Here is an 18,274-nt window from a genome sequence, read left to right as displayed (position 1 = left end):
CGAGGCTATAGGCATCCGGGTACCGGTCGGAGCACGGACTACGCCGAGGACGGCAGGGCGTCGAGGCGGGCGCGGACCGACTCGCCCCGGGCGTGGTCGAGGTCGGTGAAGATGTCCAGGGCCTGCTGCCACGCCGTCCGCGCGGCGTCCGCGTCCCCCGCGGAGAGGTGGGCGTCGCCCAGGTGGGTGAGGATGTCCGGCTCGTGGACACGGTGGCCGAGCTCACGGAACAGTCCGAGGGCCTCCCGGTAACAGTCGACAGCCCGGTCGTGCTGGCCGAGGTGGTGCCAGGCGTGACCGAGGTTGTCCCAGGTGGCGGCCGTATCGCCGCGGTCGCCCACCCGGTGCAGGAGGCTGAGCGCGCGTTCGCAGTAGCCGACGGCGGTGGCGTGGTCGCCGAGCAGCGTGTGGCACCAGCCGACAGCGTTGAGCCCGAACGCCTCCCCGCGTTCGTGTCCGGCCGCGCGATAGAGCAGGACGGCCCGCTGGGCGTGCTCCAGGGCGCTGGGCCAGTCCTCCCGGTGCCCGTCCAGGTAGGCGAAGAGGCGGTGGATGAACGCCTGCCCGGCCGTGTCGTCGCTGCTCACGGAGAGGTCGAAGGCGCGGTGCAGGTGTTCCTGCGCGTCGTCGAGCCGCTGGAACCGCAGGTCGGTGTGGGCGAGGCCGCGGTGGGCGCCGGCACGCGCGGCCGGGATGCCGAGCCGGTCCGCGCACTCCAGCGCGGTCCGCCAGGCCGCGTCGCGGTCGTACCAGTGACCGCGTCGTTCGAGGTACGTGTCGAGCGCCCAGGCGAGTTGCCAGGCGGCCCGGTCGAGACCCGACGCGGCGGCGAGCCGCAGCGCCGCGAGCAGGGCGGGACGCTCGGTGTGGAACCACGCCATCGCCTGCCACCGGTCGGCCAGGTTCTCCGGATTGTCGGTGGTCGGCGGCGGGCCCAACGGGAGCGCGATGGCGTCCCGGTGCGGGAGGATGAGCCGGTTCGCGGCGTGCGCCGCGTGCACGTAGTGCTCGACCAGCCGTGACTGCGCGGCCCGGCGCTCGTCGGGGGCGACCTCCTCGGCGGCGTACGCGCGCAGGAGGTCGTGCAGGGCGTACCGGCCGGGTGCCGGCTCGGCGACCAGGTTGGCGCGGACCAGTTCGGGCAGTAGGCGGCGGGTGGGGGCCAGCGGTTGCCCGGCGAGGCTCGCCACGGCGTGCGCGCCGACATCCGGGCCCGGGTGCAGGCTCATCAGGTGGAACAGCCGTCGCGCGTCGGCGCTCAGCGCGGCCTCGGACCAGGAGAAGACGGCGCGTACCCGGGTGGTCGGATCGCCGGCGTCGAGGGCGTCGAGGCGGCCGTGCACGTCGTCGAGTTCGGCGGCGATCGCGGTCAGCGGGAACGCGGTCTGCTGCGCGCGGGCGCAGACGATGGCGAGGGCGAGCGGCAGCCGCGCACAGGCGGCGATGATCTGCTGCACGGCGGCCGGCTCGGCGGCCACCCGGTCCACGCCCAGGCGGCGCGTGAGCAGGAGTCGGGCCTCGTCGGGGTCGAGGACGTCGACGGCGAGCGGGTGGGCGCCGTGCACGGTCACCAGGGGAGCGAGCCGGTCGCGGCTGGTGACCACCGCGGCCGACGTGGGTGTGCCGGGCAGCAGGAGCCGGACCTGATCGGCGTCGCGGGCATTGTCGAGCACGACGATGATCCGCTTACCGGCCAGCAGGCTGCGGTAGCGCGCCGCCTGCACGTCCGGGTCGGCGGGAATCCGCTCGGGCGGCAGGCCGAGGGATTCGAGCAGGCCGCGCAGCACGGCCGCCGGCCGGACCGGCACCCCGCCGGGGTCGAAGCCGCGCAGGTCGGCGTAGAGCTGGCCGTCAGGGAACCGGTGGGCCACCTGGTGTGCCCAGTGCACGGCCAGGGTGGTCTTGCCGACCCCGGCGGTGCCGGAGATCACCGCGAGCACGCCGCCGGTCGCCACCCCGGTGGACTCGGCCACCAGCTTGTCGAGGCCGGCCAGGGCGTCGGTGCGCCCCACGAAGCCGCGGACCTCCGTGGGCAGCTCCGCCGGCACCGGGGCCGACGTACCGGCGGGCGGCGCGGCCCGGGGGAGCGGGGAGGCGCCCTGCAACAGCGCCCGGTGGAGCATCTGGAGGTTCGGTTCCGGGTCGACGCCGAGCGCTTCGGCCAGCCGGGTCCGCAGTGCCGCGTACTCCCGCAACGCGTCGGCGGTGCGCCCGAGCGCGTGCTGGGCCCGCATCAGCGCGGCGGTGAGCGACTCCACGAGCGGGTGTTCCGCCGCCAGCTCGGCCAGCAGCCCGACGGTGACGGCCGGATTGTGCGCACCCAGTTCGGCGTCCGCCCACGCCACCACGGCGTCCAGGTGCTCGCGGGTCCAGCTCTCCCGCATCCGGGCGGCCCAGTCCCCACCGACGCCGGCCAGCGGTACGCCCTGCCGGAGCCCGATCGCCGCGCGCAGGTTGGCCAGCCGTTCCCGGTCGTCATCGGTGTCCCCGGCGCGCAGCAGCAACCGACGGAACCGGTGCAGGTCGACCCGATCCTCGTCGATCTCCAGCACGTAACCGCCGGAGCGGTGCACCAGCGGCGGCGGGTCGGCGTCACCGGCCGCCTCGCGCAACACCTGCCGGATCCGGGTGACATGCGCCCGTAGGCTGCCCCGTGCGTCGGCGGGGGCCTGCTCGCCCCACACCCGGTCGACCAGCGCGGCCTGTTCGACGACCCGGCCCGCGTCGACCAGCAACGCCGCCAGCACCGACCGCTGTCGCGGCGGACCCGGGTCCACCGGTCGTGCCCCGGCGAGGACCTGCACCGGGCCGAGCAGCCGGTATCCGACCGGTTCGGCCCCCACGTTCACCACGAGACCCGCACAGCATCAGCCACCTTCGGCGTCACAACGAATCCACAACGGAACGAACCATCGTCGGTTGCCATTCTCATCGTGCACGACCGAAACGGCATACGGGATTCCGGAGGTGTTCGGTCGGGCCGAGATGGAAGGAGGCAACCATGAAGATCGTCGTTCGCACCGTGGAGTCGGTGAAGACCACGCAGTGGCCCGATTCCTGATCAAGCCTGGTGGGCGGCCGTCGTTCGCCGGCGGCCGCCCACCCCGGTGAAACCATCCTCGGACCCGGAGGTTTGTCATGCGCGTCGGCCTCAAGCCCTGCGAGTGGGAGCGCGTCGGTGACGGTCTGGTCGTCGTCTGCGACCCGAGCCGCTCGGTGCAGCTCGACGACCCGGACGGCCAGGTGGAGCGCCTGCTCACCGTGCTGTCCGACCAGCCGGGAACGCTCGCCGAGCTACGCGCCGCCCTGGCCGCCGACGGGGTCGAGGTGAGCGTCGACGACCTCAGCGACGCGCTGGACGCGCTCGACGGCCTCCGGTTGCTGCGGGATCTCGACCGGCACGTCGACCGCGCCCGGGCCGGCCGGGACTTCAGCAACCTCGCCTTCTTCGAGCTGCACGCGACCCTGGAGACCAGCGAGGCCGACCTGCAACGGCGGGTACGCGACGCCCACGTCCTGCAACTGGGCACGGGCGGGCTCGGCTCCAACGTCCTGCAGAACCTGGCCGGCCTCGGCGTCGGCCGGCTCACCCTGGTGGACGCCGACGAGGTGGAGCCGCGCAACCTCGCCCGGCAGTTCCTGTACCGGGAGGCCGACCTCGGCGCCACCAAGGTCGACCGCGCCGCCGACTGGGTGCGCGCCTTCCACTCCGACATCACCGTCGAGGCGGTACGCCGCTGGATCGGTGGCCCCGACGACATCGCGGACCTGCTGCCCGGCGTCGACCTGGTGGTTTCCGGCGTCGACCAGGGCGAACGGATCGACAACTGGGTCAACGAGGCGTGCCTGCGCGCCGGGGTGCCCTGGATCCGGGGCGGCATGATCGGCTCCCAGCTCATCTACTTCTCCGTCGACCCGGGCCGCAGTGCCTGCTACGAGTGCCGGGTGCACGCCTACGGCGACGGTCGGGGCATCCAGGCGTCCGTGCTGGAGCCGGCCGCCATGACCGCGCAGCGGCTCAGCGCCCGCATTCCCCGCCTCAACCGCGCCAACGGGCCGTCGGCCGCGCTGGTCGGGTCCCTCGTGGCGTTCGAGGCGCTGCGCTACCTGACCGGCTACGAACCGCCGTACGCGGCGGGCGCCGAGGTGCTGGTGGACCTCTCCGCGGGCGGCCGGCCCAGCCGCGAGCCGTGGCCACGCGACCCGGACTGCGCCACGTGCGCGACGGCCGGCGCCCGCACCGCCGCCACCGCGTCATGACCGACACGACGAGCACGGTACGACTGCGCCCGCTGACGGTCGTCGAGGAGGGCACGGACGTCCTCGTCGGCGACCCGGAACGGGGCACCTACGTCGCGATGCCCGCAGTGGGTGGCGTCGTCATCCGGGCGCTGCTGGAGGGGGCCACGCTCGCCGAGGCCGCCGAACGGGGCGAAGCGGTCGCGGGCGAGCCGGTGGACCTGGACGACTTCATCGCCGTCCTGACCGAGCTGGGGTTCGTGGACACCGACGAGACGTCCGCGCCGGTGCCGACCGCCGCCGTACAGCAACGCTCCTGGACCGCCGGCCCTCCGGCGGCGCTGGTCCGGCCGCTGTTCTCCCGGGTGGCGTGGGTGCTCTACGCCGCCGCCGCGATCGGGGTGGTGGCGTGCTTCCTGGTACGCCCCGACCTCTGGCCCCGGCCAACCGACCTCCTGCTGACCGGTGACCTCGGCACCAGCCTGCTGATCATGTTGCCGGTCACGTACGCCCTGGTGGCCGTGCACGAGGCGTGGCACTGGCTGGCCGCGCGCGCGTTGGACCTGCGGACCCGCTTCGGCATCGACCGGCGGCTGTTCTTCCTGGTCTTCGAGACCGACCTGTCGCAACTGTGGAGCGTGCCGCGCCGCCGGCGCTACGGTCCACAGCTCGCCGGGCTGGCCATCGACATGGTGCTGCTCGCGGCGCTACTGGTCGGGCAGCTCGTCCTCGGGCCGGTTCGCCCCCTCCCGGCGCTGGTCTTCGTCCTGGTGGCCAGCACGCTCTGGCAGTGCATGGTGTTCCTGCGTACCGACCTGTACGCCGTGCTGGTCACCGCGACCGGCTGCCGCGATCTGTGGCGGGTCAAGTCCCTGCTGCTGCGGCGGGCCTTCGGCCGTCTCGACGAGCGGCAGCGCGCCGAGCTGGACCGGGCCGACCCGCACGACGTACGGGTGGGCGCCTGGTTCCGCTGGGTCTGGCTCGCCGGGTGCCTGCTCGCCGCCGGCTACTTCGTGCTGTTCTACCTGCCGCTGCTGCGCTACGTCGCCAACTGGGCGGCCGACGGGTTCGCCGCCGGGCTGGGCAGCGCGCGGCTGTGGTGGGGTCTGGTGACCGCCCTGCTGGTCTACGCGCCGATCGTGGCGACGCTGGTGCTGGCCGTCCGGGCGGCGCGCACCCGAGCGGGTCGGTGAACCCTCGCGGGCCAACGGCCACCGCCTGACCGACAAGCTGGACGCGCTGTCCGTACCCGGTTGCCGCGATCTTCCATCGATCCGTGGCGGTTTCAGGGATAGGGTCGCCGGTGGATGCGCGCACGACAGCTCCGGTCCGGGCGATGACGTTGAGGAGTCGAGATTTGACTACCTGCCGCCGACTGCGGGTGACCGCATGGCCCGGCGAAGCGGCACGGTGCTGACACCGCGATTCGGCATTCTCGGGCCGGTCGAGATCCGCACCGACGGGCCGCCGGTCAGCGTGCCCCGGTCCCAGCGGCGCGGCGTGTTGGCGTACCTGCTGCTGCACGCCGAGCAGCTGGTCACGATGGATGGTCTCAGCGCGGCGGTCTGGGGGCCGTCGGGTCCGGCGAGCGCGCGGTCGCAACTCCACTCGACCGCGTACAGCCTCCGTCGGCATCTGCGTACGGCGGGGTGTACGACCACCCTGACCGGTCGGGCCGGCGGCTACCAACTGTCCTTGAACGGCGAGGACGTCGACCTGTCCCGTTTCGAGCGGGAGGTCAGCGCCGCCCGGGACGACGCGATGGACCAGCGCTGGGCCGCCGCGGCAGAGCGCCTACAGTCCGGACTGGACCTCTGGCGGGGCGAGGCGCTCGCGGACGCCAGCGGGGCCTTCGTCACGGCGTGGCGGTCGAGCCTGCACGACCAGCGGCTCGGCGCGGTCGAGATGCTGATCGAGTGTCGACTCCACCTCGGTGCGGAGGCAGAGGTGCTGCCCGCGCTACGCGAGTTGGTGGCGCAGCATCCGTTGAACGAACGGTTCTGCGAGCAACTGATGCTGGCGCTCTATCGCGAGGGACGCCGCGAGGAGGCGCTGCAGCAGTACCACCGCCTGCGCCGGACGCTCGCCGAGCAGCAGGGTCTGGACCCCGGTTCGTCGATCTCGACACTGCAGAAGGCCATCCTGCTCGGCGAGGATCTGGAGCCGGTACCGGGGCGCATCGTCGCCGAGCCGCCCGTGTCGGGCACGCCCCGACCGGCCGTCCCGTGGCGACCTCCGGCGCCTGCCCAGCTTCCGCGGGCGGCGACGGGATTCGTCGGGCGCGACGACGAGCTCGGCGCGCTCGACCGGATGCTCCACGACCCGTCCACCGCTGGAGCCCTGGCGGTGATCGTCGGAGGGGCGGGCGTGGGGAAGACCGGACTCGCGGTGCACTGGTCGTCGGCCCGGCGCGACCACGCCCCGGACGGGCAGCTCTTCGTCGACCTGCACGGCTTCGGTCCGCAGCCGCCGCTGTCGGCCGAACTCGCCCTCGACCGTCTCCTGCGTGCCCTCGGCGTGCCCGCGCCGGACATCCCGCCCGGGCTGGACGAACGCAGCGTGCTCTATCGCTCGCTCCTCTCCGATCGGCAGTGCCTGGTGATCCTGGACAACGCACGTGACTCGGAACAGGTCCGACCACTCATCGCGGGCGCTGACACGATCACCGTGGTGACGAGCCGGCGGCGGCTCGACGGCCTGGTGGTCCACGACGGCGCGATGATGCTCAGCATCGCCTCCCTGCCCGACCGGGACGGTCGGAGACTGCTCGGCGCGCTGACCGGCCACGAGCCCTCGGAGCCGGCCGTGGGGCGTCTCGCCGAACTGTGCGACCAGCTCCCGCTCGCGCTACGCATCGCTGCCGCCCGCCTGCGCGCCTCGCCGCAGATGTCGGTCGGCGCCATGGCCACGGCACTCACCGACGAGCACCAGCGGCTGCGCGCGCTGAGCGTCGAAGAGGACAGCGTCGCCGTCCGAGCCGCGTTCGACCTGTCGTACCGGGCGCTGTCGGCGCCGGCGGCCCGGCTGTTCCGTCTGCTCGGTCTCTTTCCCGGGCCAGCCCCGTCCCAAGCCGCCTGCGCCGCGCTGGTCGGGTCGACGCCCCGGGAGACCCGGGCCTTGCTCGACGAGCTCGTCGACACGCACCTGGTCGTGGCCACGGGGCCGGACCGGTACGCGCTGCACGACCTGTTGCTGCTCTTCGCCCGGGACGTGTCCGCCGACGATTCGCCGCAGTTGCACGCCGGTGCCGAGCGACGGCTGCTCAACTGGTATCTGGCCGCGGCGGACGCCGGTGAGGCGTTGCTCCGGCCGGCGGCGAAGCGGATCTCGCCCGAGCTGGAGGCCGTCCGCGACCCGGTGCGCTTCGCCGACGCCGACGCCGCCCTCGACTGGCTCGACGGGGAGAGCGCGAACCTCGTCGCGCTGATCGGCCGTTGGACGACGCGTCATCCGCGCGCGGTCTGGCAACTGGCCGCCAACCTCGCCGGTTGGCTGATGCGCCGTGCCTCGCGTACCACGTGGGTGGAGGTCATGGAGGCCGCGGCGCGGGCCGCCGCAGTCGACGGCGCGCCCGAGGGTGAGGCGCAGATCCTCAACAGCCTGGCGATCGCCTACAGCCACCTGCGGCAGAGCGGGGCCGCGCTGGCGGCGTACCGGAGGGCCCGGACGTTGCGGGACGAGATCGGCGACCGGTACGGCGCGGCAGTCGTGACGATGAACATCGGCGCCCTGCACAGTGAGCTGGGGGAGGCGGCCGAGGCGATCGACGCCCTCGAGACCGCGTTGGCGGCCCTGACGGCACTGCCCGACGGGATCGTCGCGGTCCGCGTGGCCCGACTCAACCTGGCCTACGCCTACCGCATGGGCGGGCGGCACGCCGAGGCGCTGGCGCTCAACACCGCCGTGCTGACCGACGCCGTCGAGGCCGGGGACGACGACATCGCCTGCAACGCCCACGTCAATGTCGCCGAGCTGCACCGGTTGATCGGCGCGCCGGAAGCGGCGCTGCGTCACTACCGACTGGCCCTGACGATGGCGAAGGGCCAGCGCAACCGGACCTACGAGCGTTGGGCGCTGCGTGGGCTGGGCGGCGTGCATGCCGACCAGGGCAGCTATCGCCAGGCCGCCGTCGAGCTGTCGGCGGCGGTGCGGCTGTACCGCGACTCCGACGACCCGGCGGCCGACGCGGTGCGGCGGGAACTGCGGGAGGTGCGGGCCCGCCTCGCTGCCGACTCAAGGAAGCCCGGGTAGGCCGTGATGCGACGCCGAGGCGACGCACGGATCGTGCCGCAGGATGCGCTGGTGCAGCTCCTGTAGCTGCGGGCAGGGTTCCACGCCCATCTCGCGGTGGAGCAGGTCTCGGCCGGCGCGGTAGACGGCGATGGCCTCGGACTGCTGGCCCGAGCGGTAGAGCGCCACCATCAGCTGACCCCGGGACCGTTCGCGGAAGGGATGGGTCGCGACGAACTCGACCAGGCTCGGTGTCAGGGCCCGGTGCCGGCCACAGGCGAGTTGCGCCTCGGCGTGCTCCTCGACGGCGAGCAGTTGCGCCTCGCTCAGCGTGGCCCGGGCCACCCCCGCGTACGGGGCGTCGACGCCGCCGAGGGCGGGGCCGCGCCAGAGGTTCATCGCCTCGTCGAACGCGGCGCACGCCCGTTCGGCGTCGCGCTTGGCCACGCAGTCACGGCCCACGTCGAGCAGGCGGCCGAACAGCACGTTGTCGATCTGCGCCGCGAGCGCGTAGCCGGGCGCGCGGGTGGCCAAGGCGTTCGCCGATCCGGCGAGCTTGCGGCGTACGCCCGAGACGAGGGCCTGGACACGGGTGCGGGCGGACTGGGGCGGATTGTCGCCCCACAGCGCGTCCACGATCGCCGTCGTCGACACGGTCCGGGCCGGCGTCAGCGCCAGCAGGGCTACCAGCGCCCGCTCCAGGGGTGACACCGGCACCTGCCGGCCACCCACCCGCACCTCGATCGGTCCCAACAACAGGACCTGGACTGTCGCTCCCTGCGTCACCGCAACCCCCGTCCGCCGCTGACGTCCGCTGCGGCAAGTCTGCGCGACGACGTTGATACGTCGTCTGTACACGGACCTGCGCGTAGCGGATTCGCAGCGGAAACGCAGCGGGGCGGTCGATGGTGGGGCCGGCGCGCCGGCATGTCCGGTCGGAGCCGGACCTATGTTCAGGAGGGCCCATGACCTATCTCGCTCTCGCCTGCCGTGTCCTGGTCGGCGTCACCTTCCTCGCCGCGCTGGTCGGTAAGGTACGCAGCCGTGCCGCCCTTCGCGCGTTTCTGACCTCGCTCGAGACGCTGCGGTGGCTGCCGGCCTGGCTGCGCCCGGTGGCGGCGACCGCCACGCTGGTCGCCGAGTTGACGATCGTGGGCCTGGTGGCCTGGTCACCGACCGCCGGCGCCGGTCTCGCGCTCGCCGCCGTCGCGGTCGTGGTCTTCACCGCCGCGATGGTCGACGCCCGGCGGCGCGGCGCCCGCGTCGCCTGCCGGTGCTTCGGCGGGACGGCCGAGGTGTGGGGCCGGGCCCAGCTGGTCCGCAACGTGCTGTTGGCCGGCACGGCGGCACTCGGCGTGCTCGCCACCATGTCGTCCGGGGCGCAACCGCCCCTGGCGGGAGTGTGCGTCACCGCGGCCGGCGCGCTCGTCGCCGCCCTGCTGCTGATCCACTCCCAGGACGTCGGCTACCTCCTGGGGCTCGACCGGTCATGACGCGGACCGTCGGGCCTCGACTCCGTCACGTCGGTCAGCGACCGTCGTCGGCGTCGCGGTCCGCCGCCGGACCCACCGGACGCGTAGCGGACGCGCAGCGACCTCGTAGCGAGCCGTGACAGCGTGCGGGACACGGTTCGAACGATCGAAAGGAGACCGTGATGAGAGGACTCGCCGACCGGTTGCTGGCACTCATCGTGCCGGCCGCCCCGGTGGCCGCGGCCTGTAGCACCAGCACCTACTGCGCCGACTGCCCGGCGCCCCGGCAGGCCTACGGCCGCAAGGCGACCCGGACGTGCTGCCAGAACGAGGGCTGCACGACCTCCTACTCCGCCTGTTACACCTGCTGACCTCACTGGCGGCAGCTCGACCGGGTGCGCCGGGCGTCCGCGCGCGGCGCACCCTCCGGACGTCGAATCCCAGCCCTTGCGATCCGTCAACGACGTGGAGACGAAGCCCATGCTGTACCTCACCGCGGCGGTCGTGATCCTGACCCTGCTGACCCTGCTCAACCTCATGCTCATGCTGGGTGTCGTCCGGCGGCTGCGGGACCACACCGGGCGCTTCGCCGAGATGACCCGCTCGGTGATGCCCGACGTGCCCGTCCTGGCACGCGGCCGTGCGGTTCCGGCGTTCAGCGCGGCCACCCGCGACGGTGGACAGGTCACCGACGGGTCGCTCGACGGCGACACGCTCGTCGGGTTCTTCAGCCCGTCGTGCGCGCCGTGCCGGGCGCTGGCCCCCCGCTTCGCCGCGTACGCCGAGCGTTTCCCCGGTGGCCGTGACCGGGTGCTGGCCGTCGTCGCCGAGGACGCCGACCCCGCCGCGTACGTCACGATGTTCGCGCCCGTGGCCCGGGTGGTGGTCGAGGAGCCGGGCGGCCCGGTCGCCACCGCGTTCGAGGTGTCGGGATTCCCGGCGCTCTGCCTGGTCGGCGCGGACGGAACCGTGGCGGCCAGCGGAATCCGGATGGAGGAGCTGCCCGAGTCGCGACCGCTCGCCGCCCATGGCTGAGCCGGCGGGGTCGCCCACCGCCCGTGCCACAGCGGCCCACGTCACCCGACTGGTGTGGCGTGCGGGCCGGTGGACGGCCGTCGCGTACCTCGCCGTCACCGTCGCCGAGGCGGTCGTGCCCGTGGCGATGGCCTGGCTGATGAAGTCACTGCTCGACCGGCTCACCGGGGTGGGGCCGGTGCTGCCCGTCGTCGCCATGCTCGCCGGCGTCGGTGTGGTGGCCGTGGCGCTGCCCCGGCTCGGCGGCTACCTGCGCAACGAGATCGACCGACGGGTCGGTGCGGCCGCCGTCGACACGTTGTTCGCCGCGACGGGCCGGTTCGTCGGCCTGTCCCGGTTCGAGGATCCGGCCTTCCTCGACCGGATCCGGCTCGCGCGGCAGGGCAGCGACAACGTCGGCGACCTGGTCGACGGCGCCTTCGGGCTCGGCCGCGGCATGCTGCTGCTGACGGGCTTCATCGGCGCGCTGCTGACCATCAGCCCGACGATGACCGGGCTGCTGCTGACCGCCGCGGTGCCGATGCTGCTCGCGGAGCTGGCGCTGTCGCGGCGCCGGGCCGCCCTACGGGTACGGGTGGAACCCAACCACCGGCGCGAGTTCTTCTACTCCCAGCTGCTCACCGGAGTGCAGGCCGCCAAGGAGATCCGCCTGTTCGACACCGGACGGTTCCTGCGTGGCCTCATGCTGCGGGAACGGGCCACCGTGGATCGGGCGAACCGGCAGGTCGAACGGCGGGAGGTCCGCGTACACCTGGTGCTGGCCGTGCTGTCGGCCGCCGTGGCGGGCGGAGGGCTGGTCTGGGCGGCGCTCGCCGCGCGGCGCGGCGAACTGACGGTCGGAGACCTGTCGATCTTCGTCACCGCGGTCGCCGCGGTGCAGTCCGGCCTGGCGATGGTCGTGTCCACCACGGCCAATCTGCACACGCAGAGCATGCTCTTCGGCGAGTTCGTCGCCGTCCTGCGCGCCGGGCCGGACCTGTCGGTGCCGGCGACGCCGAGGGCGCTGCCACCGCTCGCCGACGCGATCCGGCTGCGTGACCTGTGGTTCCGGTACAGCGACGACCATCCGTGGGTGCTGCGCGGCGTCGACCTGACCATTCCGGCCGGTGGCACCCTGGCCCTGGTCGGACTGAACGGCTCGGGCAAGAGCACTCTGGTGAAGCTCTTGTGCCGACTCTACGATCCGACCCGCGGCAGCATCACCTGGGACGGCGTCGACCTGCGCGACGTCGACCCGTCGACGCTGCGTGCCCGGGTCACCGCAGTCTTCCAGGACTTCATGGCCTACGACCTGAGCGCCGGCGACAACATCGCGATGGGTGACCTGAGCGCCCGCGACGATCTCGAACGGATCTCCGCGGCGGCCCGCGACGCCGGTGTGGACGGCGTCCTGCACCGACTGCCACGCGGGTACCGGACCATGCTCACCCGGACCTTTTTCGGCGACAGCGACGATGACGGCCCCGACGCGGGAGTGGTGCTCTCCGGCGGGCAGTGGCAACGCGTCGCGCTGGCACGCGGACTGCTGCGCACCGCACGGGACCTGACCATCCTCGACGAGCCCAGCTCCGGCCTGGACCCCGAGGCGGAGCACGAGCTGCATGCCGCTCGCCCCTGCGGCACCAGCCTGCTGGTCTCCCACCGCCTGTCGACCGTCCGCGATGCCGACCACATCGCCGTACTCGAGAACGGCCGGGTCGTCGAGCACGGCGACCATGCCGCCCTGCTGGCCGCCGGCGGACGCTACGCCCGGTTGTTTCGCCTGCAGGCCGCCGGATACCGGGACGAGCCCCAGGTCGCGCGGAGCGGAGCATGAACCCGGCGCTCGTGGCGGCCGCCCTCGTCGTCGTGCCCACGCTGGTCGGTGCCCTCTGGGCACGCCGCCGGTTGCTCGTGGTCACGGTGTACGGCCGCAGCATGACTCCCACCTACCACGGCGGGGACCGGCTGCTGGTCCGTCGTCAGCCGGTGACGCGACTGCGAGCGGGCGCGGTGATCGTGTTCCGCAGCCCGGACCGGGCCGACCCGGACCTCGTCGCGGAATTCGAACCGGAGCGTGTCCGGTACGTCATGCCGGACACCCGCCTGCTCATCAAGCGCGTCGTCGCCGCGCCGGGCGACCCGGTGCCCGTCGAACGGGTACCGGTGCTCGCCGGACTCGGCCACGACACCGTACCGGCGGGAATGGTCGTCGTGCTGGGTGACAACCCGCACGTCAGCCACGATTCGAGGGCGTACGGCTACCTGCCGGTGGAACTGATAGTCGGCGTGGCGACGCGGGCGGTCGGACGCTGACACTGATCGCTGACTTGTTTGTCGCGGCTTCGGGTAGTTACCCCCATGCGCGGTGTCCAGGAACCTTCGAGCGATCCGCCCTCCGGTGCCGACGCCGTAGCGGCCGAGGTGCGGCAGGCGGCACAGCGGGCTCGCCAGCGTGGGCGTCGGGGGTGGCGGGTGCGGCTGCGCCTGGCGAACGTCATCCTGGCGATCACGGTGCAGGCGGCGCTGGCCGCGGCGTTGTCCTGGTTCATCGGGCACGACGTGTTGGGCATCCCTTCGCCGGTCTTCGCTCCGTCCGCGGCGGTCGGAACGATCGTCGCGGCAATCGGCCAGCGGGTCCGACGAACCGTCCAGACGATGGCCGGCGTGGTGATCGGAATCCTCGTCGGGGACGCTCTGCTCTACAGCGTGGGCCCGGGACCGGTGCAGATCGGTCTGGCGGTCGGGATCGCGATCGCGTTCGCGCTGATCCTCTCCGGTGGCAGCGGCGCGACCGTGGCCCACGCGGGTGCTTCGGCAGTCGTGATCGCGACCCTGTCGCCGGTGGATCCCGACCTCGAGTGGCCCAGAATCCTGGACGCCGTCATCGGCGGGGTGGTGGGGCTGGTGGTGGTCACGCTCCTGTTTCCGGTCAACCCCATGCGTGTTCTCAACCGGGCGGCCACGCCGATCGTCAAGCTGATCAGCTCAGAACTCCGCACCATCGCGGCCGCCCTGCACGAGCGTGACGCCGAGAAGGCGACCGCGTCCCTGCAGCGCCTGCGGGACTCGGGACCCGATCTCGCACGGCTGTCGCAGGCACTCGACGGGGCGAAGGAGGTGGTGAGCCTGGCACCGGTGAGGTGGCTCAGGCGAGATGACGTGGAACAGTTCGCCCACTTCGCTGAGCAGGCCCCACGCTTGATCGGTGACGCACAGGATCTGGCGCGTACCTCCGCGACTGTGTTGCAGTACGACGAGGCGGTGCCGTCCGAGCTGACCACGACACTCAGGCAACTCGCCGACGCCACCGAGCGCCTTCGAGCCGAACGCGTGTCGGGCCGTGATCCACAGCGGGCGCGGGCGACAGTCCTGGCGGCAATGCGCAATGCCCGCAAGGCGGGCGACATTGCCACCGGCCGGTTCAGCCAGACCCTGGTCACCCAGACGCGGGTCGCGGCGAGTGACCTGCTCCGCGCCAGCGGTCTTGATCCGGAGACGGCCAACCGGCTGACACGCGAACGGTACGGCGAAAGCGCCTGAATGGCAGAGGTGTGACGCCCCCGGCGGCACGGGCGGCCGTCTGCTGCTGCTCGACGGGGAGTAGGCGGGCGGTGGCGACCCGGCCTCCTCATCTCATCTCATCTCGTCGTCCGCGTCGCCGGGGTGGCGCCACTGCGGCGGGGCTTCCTCTCCCCGCTGGGAGTCCAGCGGGTTCTCGTCGGCCTCCCTGGTCGGCTCGAAGCTCGGTCGTCGGGCCTGCTCCGGGTCGGGTACCTCGATGGGGCGGGCACCGGACTGCGGGATCCGCTGGTCGCCGGCCGCGCCTCGGCCGCGGTGAGCGCCTTCGACACTGGGCGACCCCGGCACGTGTCTCTCGCGGTGCAGCTCCTCGCTCATGCTCTGTGGGGGTTTGGCGGCGCGTTGCGGCAGGTCACGGCCGAGGTCGGCGACCCGGGTGCCGTACTTGGCGTCGAAGGCGGGGCGTTCGGAGCGGATCCGGGGCATGCGGTCGAAGTTGCGCAGCGGCGGCGGGCAGGTTGTCGCCCACTCCAGAGAGTTCCCGTACCCCCAGGGGTCGTCGACGGTGACGGCGGCACCGAAGCGCCAGGATTTCCAGATGTTGTAGATGAAGAAGAGCGTGGACCCACCGAGCACGAACGACCCGAGGGTGGAGATGGTGTGCAGGGTGGTGAACCCGTCCTGCGGTAGGTAATCGGCGTAGCGGCGGGGCATTCCGCGGTTACCCAGCCAGTGGTGAACCAGGAACGTGGTGTGGAAGCCGACGAACATGGTCCAGAAGTGGACCTTGCCGATTCGTTCGTCGAGCAGTCGGCCGGTCATCTTCGGGAACCAGAAGTACACGCCGGAGAACGCGGCGAAGACGATGGTGCCGAAGAGGACGTAGTGGAAGTGCCCGACGACGAAGTAACTGTCGTGGACGTGGAAGTCGACCGGCGGGCTGGCCAGCAGCACGCCGGTCAGGCCGCCGAAGAGGAAGGTGACGAGGAACCCGATGGCGAACAGCATCGGGGTCTCGAAGGTCAGTTGCCCCTTCCACATGGTGCCGATCCAGTTGAAGAACTTCACTCCGGTGGGCACGGCGATGATGAAGGTGGTCGCCGAGAAGAAGGGCAGGAGGACCTGGCCGGTGGCGAACATGTGGTGCGCCCAGACGTTCAGGGAATAGAAGAAGATCACCCAGAGCGCCAGGACCATGCCCTTGTAGCCGAACAGAGGTTTTCGCGAGAAAACCGGGAGCACTTCGCTGATGATGCCGAAGAAGGGCAGCGCCACGATGTAGACCTCGGGATGGCCGAAGTACCAGAACAGGTGCTGGTACAGCAGCGGACCACCGTTGGCGGCGTCGTAGACGTGACTGTCGAGCACGCGGTCGGACAGCAGGGCGAGGAGCGTCGCCGACAGCAGCGGGAACACGACGATGGCCATCAACGCGGTGATGAACATGGCCCAGGTGAACAGCGGCATTCGCCACAGCGTCATGCCTGGCGCGCGCAGGGTCAGGGTGGTGGTGATCAGGTTGACCGACCCGAGGATGGTGCCGACGCCGGAGAGCACCAGCCCGATGACCCAGAGGTTGCCGCCCACCCCCGGTGTGTGTTCCACCTGGCTGAGGGGTGGGTAGGCGGTCCAACCGAAGTCTGCGGCACCTGCGGGGCTGAGGAAGGAGCCGAGCACCATCAGGCCGCCGAACAGGTACAGCCAGTAGGCCAACGCGTTCAGCCTGGGGAACGCGACGTCGGGTGCGCCGATCTGCAGGGGCACGAGGTAGTTCCCGAACGCGAAGGCGAGCGGGGTGGCGAACAGGAACATCATGATCGTGCCGTGCGAGGTGAACAGTTGGTTGTACTGCTCCTGCGAGAGGAACTGCATCCCCGGGCGGGCCAGTTCGCCGCGCATGAGCAGCGCCTCGATCCCTGCGGCGATGAAGAAGAAGAACGAGGAGGTCAGGTAGAGCAGGCCGATCTGCTTGGCGTCGGTCGTGGCGAGCAGCCTGAGCAGGGTGTTGCCGGGCACTGGTCGTCTCAGCGGCCCGGGATAGCCACCGGACGTCGCCGGAGCGAGGATTGCCGCATGTCGATCCTGGCCGGGCTCCGTGCTCGCTGACTTCGGCATGGCTCACTCCAAGGCCTGGATCCGTAGGGATGCTCAGCGATCGTAAACGCGGCGATCCATGACGAAGGGGTCTTATCCGGTTATTGCACCGGCGTAGGCGTCCCATGCTCGGTGGGCGGGCGTGGTGGACGTCGAGAATCGACGCTGGTGGCGCGTCGTCCGGAGCCCCCACTCAGGCCGCCCACGACGACGTTGGGCAGCGGCGCGACGACGGACGGCGTCAGCGGAGCGTCGACGGATGAGTGACCGTCCTGCGTAGCCGGGTGTCGCGTTGCCTGCGGCGACGAGAGAGTCCCACGCAATCCGGGCGCCCAGGCCGGTTTCGCGGGCCGTAGCGGGGCAGGTGGGGAGGGGCGGGCAAGATCCATTTGCGGCTTCGTGGAGGTGGGCGGCACCGTTCATCAACTGACCGCAGCCCTGAGTGATCGATTAGTCAGCCGAGATTTCACTGACTGACCAGTTATTGAGGCCATCTGCCGGGAAGGCGGCTGCCGACCGCGGGTACCGGTAACCGATCGGAGCACTCATGGACCAGGCAGTCGCCCACACTCGTGATCGTCCCCTGCGCATCGCGATGGTCGTTCCACCCTGGTTGCCGGTGCCGCCACCAGGCTACGGCGGGGTGGAGCAGGTCGTCGCCGGGTTGGTGGACGCCCTCGTGCTGCACGGTCACGCGGTGACCCTGTTCGGCACGGGCGACCAGCACGGCACCGCGGCCCCCAGCTTCGTCTCCACCGCACCCGACGTGCAGTTCGCGCGACTCGGCGAGTCGCTGCCGGAGTTGGCACATCTGGCGCGGGTGAATCACCTGATCAGGGCGACGGACTTCGATCTGATTCACGATCACACCGTGGTCGGTCCGCTGATCGCCGGTCGTCGCGCGGTGCCGACCGTGGCCACCGTGCACGGCAACCCGGTGGGCGAGCACGGCGACGTGCTCGGTGACACCGACCGCGGAGTCGGCTTGATCGCCATCTCGCACGGTCAGCGTCGGCTGAATCCGGGGCTGCCGTGGACCGCGACGGTGCACAACGCCTTGGACCCCCGGAGCATCCCGTACAAGGCCGAACCTGGCAGCGGGCCGGTGCTGTGGCTGGCCCGGTTCAGTCCCGACAAGGGCCCGGACGTGGCGATTCGCGCGTGCCGGGCGGCCGGGTTGCCGCTGCTCCTCGCCGGCAAGTGCAACGAGCCGGCCGAACGCCAGTACTACGACGAGGTCATTGAGCCGATGCTCGGCGAGGACGTCGAGGTGGTCTTCAACGCCGACCGGGAGGCCACCCTGCGGATGCTGGTGGAGGCTCGGTGCCTGATCATGCCCATCCGGTGGGATGAGCCGTTCGGCATGGTGATGGTGGAGGCGATGGCAACGGGTACGCCGGTGGTCGCGCTTGCCCGGGGCGCGGTGCCGGAGCTGGTCCGCTCCGGGGTGACCGGGTTGGTCTGCGAACGCTTCGAGGATCTGCCGGACGCGCTGCGCGCCGTGGAGCGGCTCGACCCGGCGGACTGTGTGGCGCACGTGGCGGAGAACTTCTCGACCACCCGGATGGCGTACAGCTACGAGGAGGTCTATCGACGGTTCCTCGCCGAAGCCGCCAGCAGACCTGGTGTGAGCGAGCCGGTCCGGCGCAGGGCCCACTGACCAGGCGTCATGGGCCGGACAGGTTCGGCCAGCCCAACGAGAT

13 protein-coding genes are annotated in these 18,274 nt (G+C 71.9%); 10 read left to right on the top strand and 3 right to left on the bottom strand.

Going from position 1 to position 18,274, the window contains the following annotated elements; all coding sequences use genetic code 11:
- Positions 1-38 precede the first annotated feature (38 nt).
- Positions 39-2,843 carry a tetratricopeptide repeat protein gene (locus ACQPZK_RS20075; protein WP_433534474.1) on the bottom strand — a complete coding sequence of 935 codons (2,805 nt, stop codon included), beginning with the start codon at positions 2,841-2,843 and terminating at the stop codon, positions 39-41.
- Positions 2,844-3,138: 295 nt separating this feature from the next.
- Here ACQPZK_RS20075 and ACQPZK_RS20070 point away from each other — a divergent pair, with 295 nt between their 5' ends.
- The 3 genes from ACQPZK_RS20070 (at position 3,139) to ACQPZK_RS20060 (ending at position 8,490) form a co-directional block, all read left to right on the top strand.
- Complete coding sequence (locus tag ACQPZK_RS20070; protein WP_433534473.1) at positions 3,139-4,260, top strand: HesA/MoeB/ThiF family protein; 1,122 nt, start codon at positions 3,139-3,141, stop codon at positions 4,258-4,260.
- Positions 4,257-5,432, top strand: coding sequence for a hypothetical protein (locus tag ACQPZK_RS20065; protein ID WP_433534472.1), 1,176 nt, complete (start codon positions 4,257-4,259; stop codon positions 5,430-5,432). Before ACQPZK_RS20070 ends, ACQPZK_RS20065 begins: the two co-directional genes overlap by 4 nt.
- A 196-nt stretch (positions 5,433-5,628) precedes the next feature.
- On the top strand, positions 5,629-8,490 hold the full coding sequence (locus ACQPZK_RS20060) for a BTAD domain-containing putative transcriptional regulator (RefSeq protein WP_433534471.1): 2,862 nt from the start codon (positions 5,629-5,631) through the stop codon (positions 8,488-8,490).
- On the opposite strand, the gene ACQPZK_RS20055 is transcribed toward ACQPZK_RS20060, so the two are convergent.
- The gene (locus ACQPZK_RS20055; RefSeq protein WP_433534470.1) at positions 8,473-9,255 is read right to left on the bottom strand and encodes an AfsR/SARP family transcriptional regulator; all 783 of its coding nucleotides are present in this window, start codon (positions 9,253-9,255) and stop codon (positions 8,473-8,475) included. The genes ACQPZK_RS20060 and ACQPZK_RS20055 overlap by 18 nt on opposite strands.
- Positions 9,256-9,434: 179 nt before the next feature.
- Here ACQPZK_RS20055 and ACQPZK_RS20050 point away from each other — a divergent pair, with 179 nt between their 5' ends.
- From ACQPZK_RS20050 to ACQPZK_RS20025, 6 genes are all read left to right on the top strand, one after another.
- Positions 9,435-9,962, top strand: coding sequence for a MauE/DoxX family redox-associated membrane protein (locus ACQPZK_RS20050; RefSeq protein WP_433534469.1), 528 nt, complete (start codon positions 9,435-9,437; stop codon positions 9,960-9,962).
- Between the two features lie 161 nt (positions 9,963-10,123).
- Positions 10,124-10,312: a hypothetical protein gene (locus tag ACQPZK_RS20045; RefSeq protein WP_433534468.1), complete on the top strand. Its 189-nt coding sequence runs from the start codon at positions 10,124-10,126 to the stop codon at positions 10,310-10,312.
- Positions 10,313-10,388: 76 nt separating this feature from the next.
- A complete protein-coding gene (locus ACQPZK_RS20040; RefSeq protein WP_433534467.1) occupies positions 10,389-10,976 on the top strand; it encodes a TlpA family protein disulfide reductase in 588 nt (195 codons plus the stop codon).
- The gene (locus ACQPZK_RS20035; RefSeq protein WP_433534466.1) at positions 10,969-12,792 is read left to right on the top strand and encodes an ABC transporter ATP-binding protein; all 1,824 of its coding nucleotides are present in this window, start codon (positions 10,969-10,971) and stop codon (positions 12,790-12,792) included. The genes ACQPZK_RS20040 and ACQPZK_RS20035 overlap by 8 nt, the downstream gene beginning before the upstream one ends.
- Positions 12,789-13,271 carry a S26 family signal peptidase gene (locus ACQPZK_RS20030; RefSeq protein ID WP_433534465.1) on the top strand — a complete coding sequence of 161 codons (483 nt, stop codon included), beginning with the start codon at positions 12,789-12,791 and terminating at the stop codon, positions 13,269-13,271. The genes ACQPZK_RS20035 and ACQPZK_RS20030 overlap by 4 nt, the downstream gene beginning before the upstream one ends.
- Positions 13,272-13,430: 159 nt before the next feature.
- Positions 13,431-14,498 (top strand): FUSC family protein, encoded by a 1,068-nt coding sequence (locus tag ACQPZK_RS20025; protein ID WP_433534464.1) that lies wholly within the window; start codon positions 13,431-13,433, stop codon positions 14,496-14,498.
- Positions 14,499-14,591: 93 nt separating this feature from the next.
- On the opposite strand, the gene ctaD is transcribed toward ACQPZK_RS20025, so the two are convergent.
- Complete coding sequence (ctaD, locus tag ACQPZK_RS20020; RefSeq protein ID WP_433534463.1) at positions 14,592-16,592, bottom strand: aa3-type cytochrome oxidase subunit I; 2,001 nt, start codon at positions 16,590-16,592, stop codon at positions 14,592-14,594.
- Positions 16,593-17,118: 526 nt separating this feature from the next.
- Here ctaD and ACQPZK_RS20015 point away from each other — a divergent pair.
- The gene (locus ACQPZK_RS20015; RefSeq protein ID WP_433534462.1) at positions 17,119-18,231 is read left to right on the top strand and encodes a glycosyltransferase family 4 protein; all 1,113 of its coding nucleotides are present in this window, start codon (positions 17,119-17,121) and stop codon (positions 18,229-18,231) included.
- Positions 18,232-18,274 lie beyond the last annotated feature (43 nt).

Source organism: Micromonospora sp. CA-249363 (assembly GCF_050950185.1).
Taxonomy (GTDB): Bacteria; Actinomycetota; Actinomycetes; order Mycobacteriales; family Micromonosporaceae; genus Micromonospora.
Note: the sequence above shows the minus strand (reverse complement) of the source record. Positions and strands in the feature narration are given on the sequence as shown.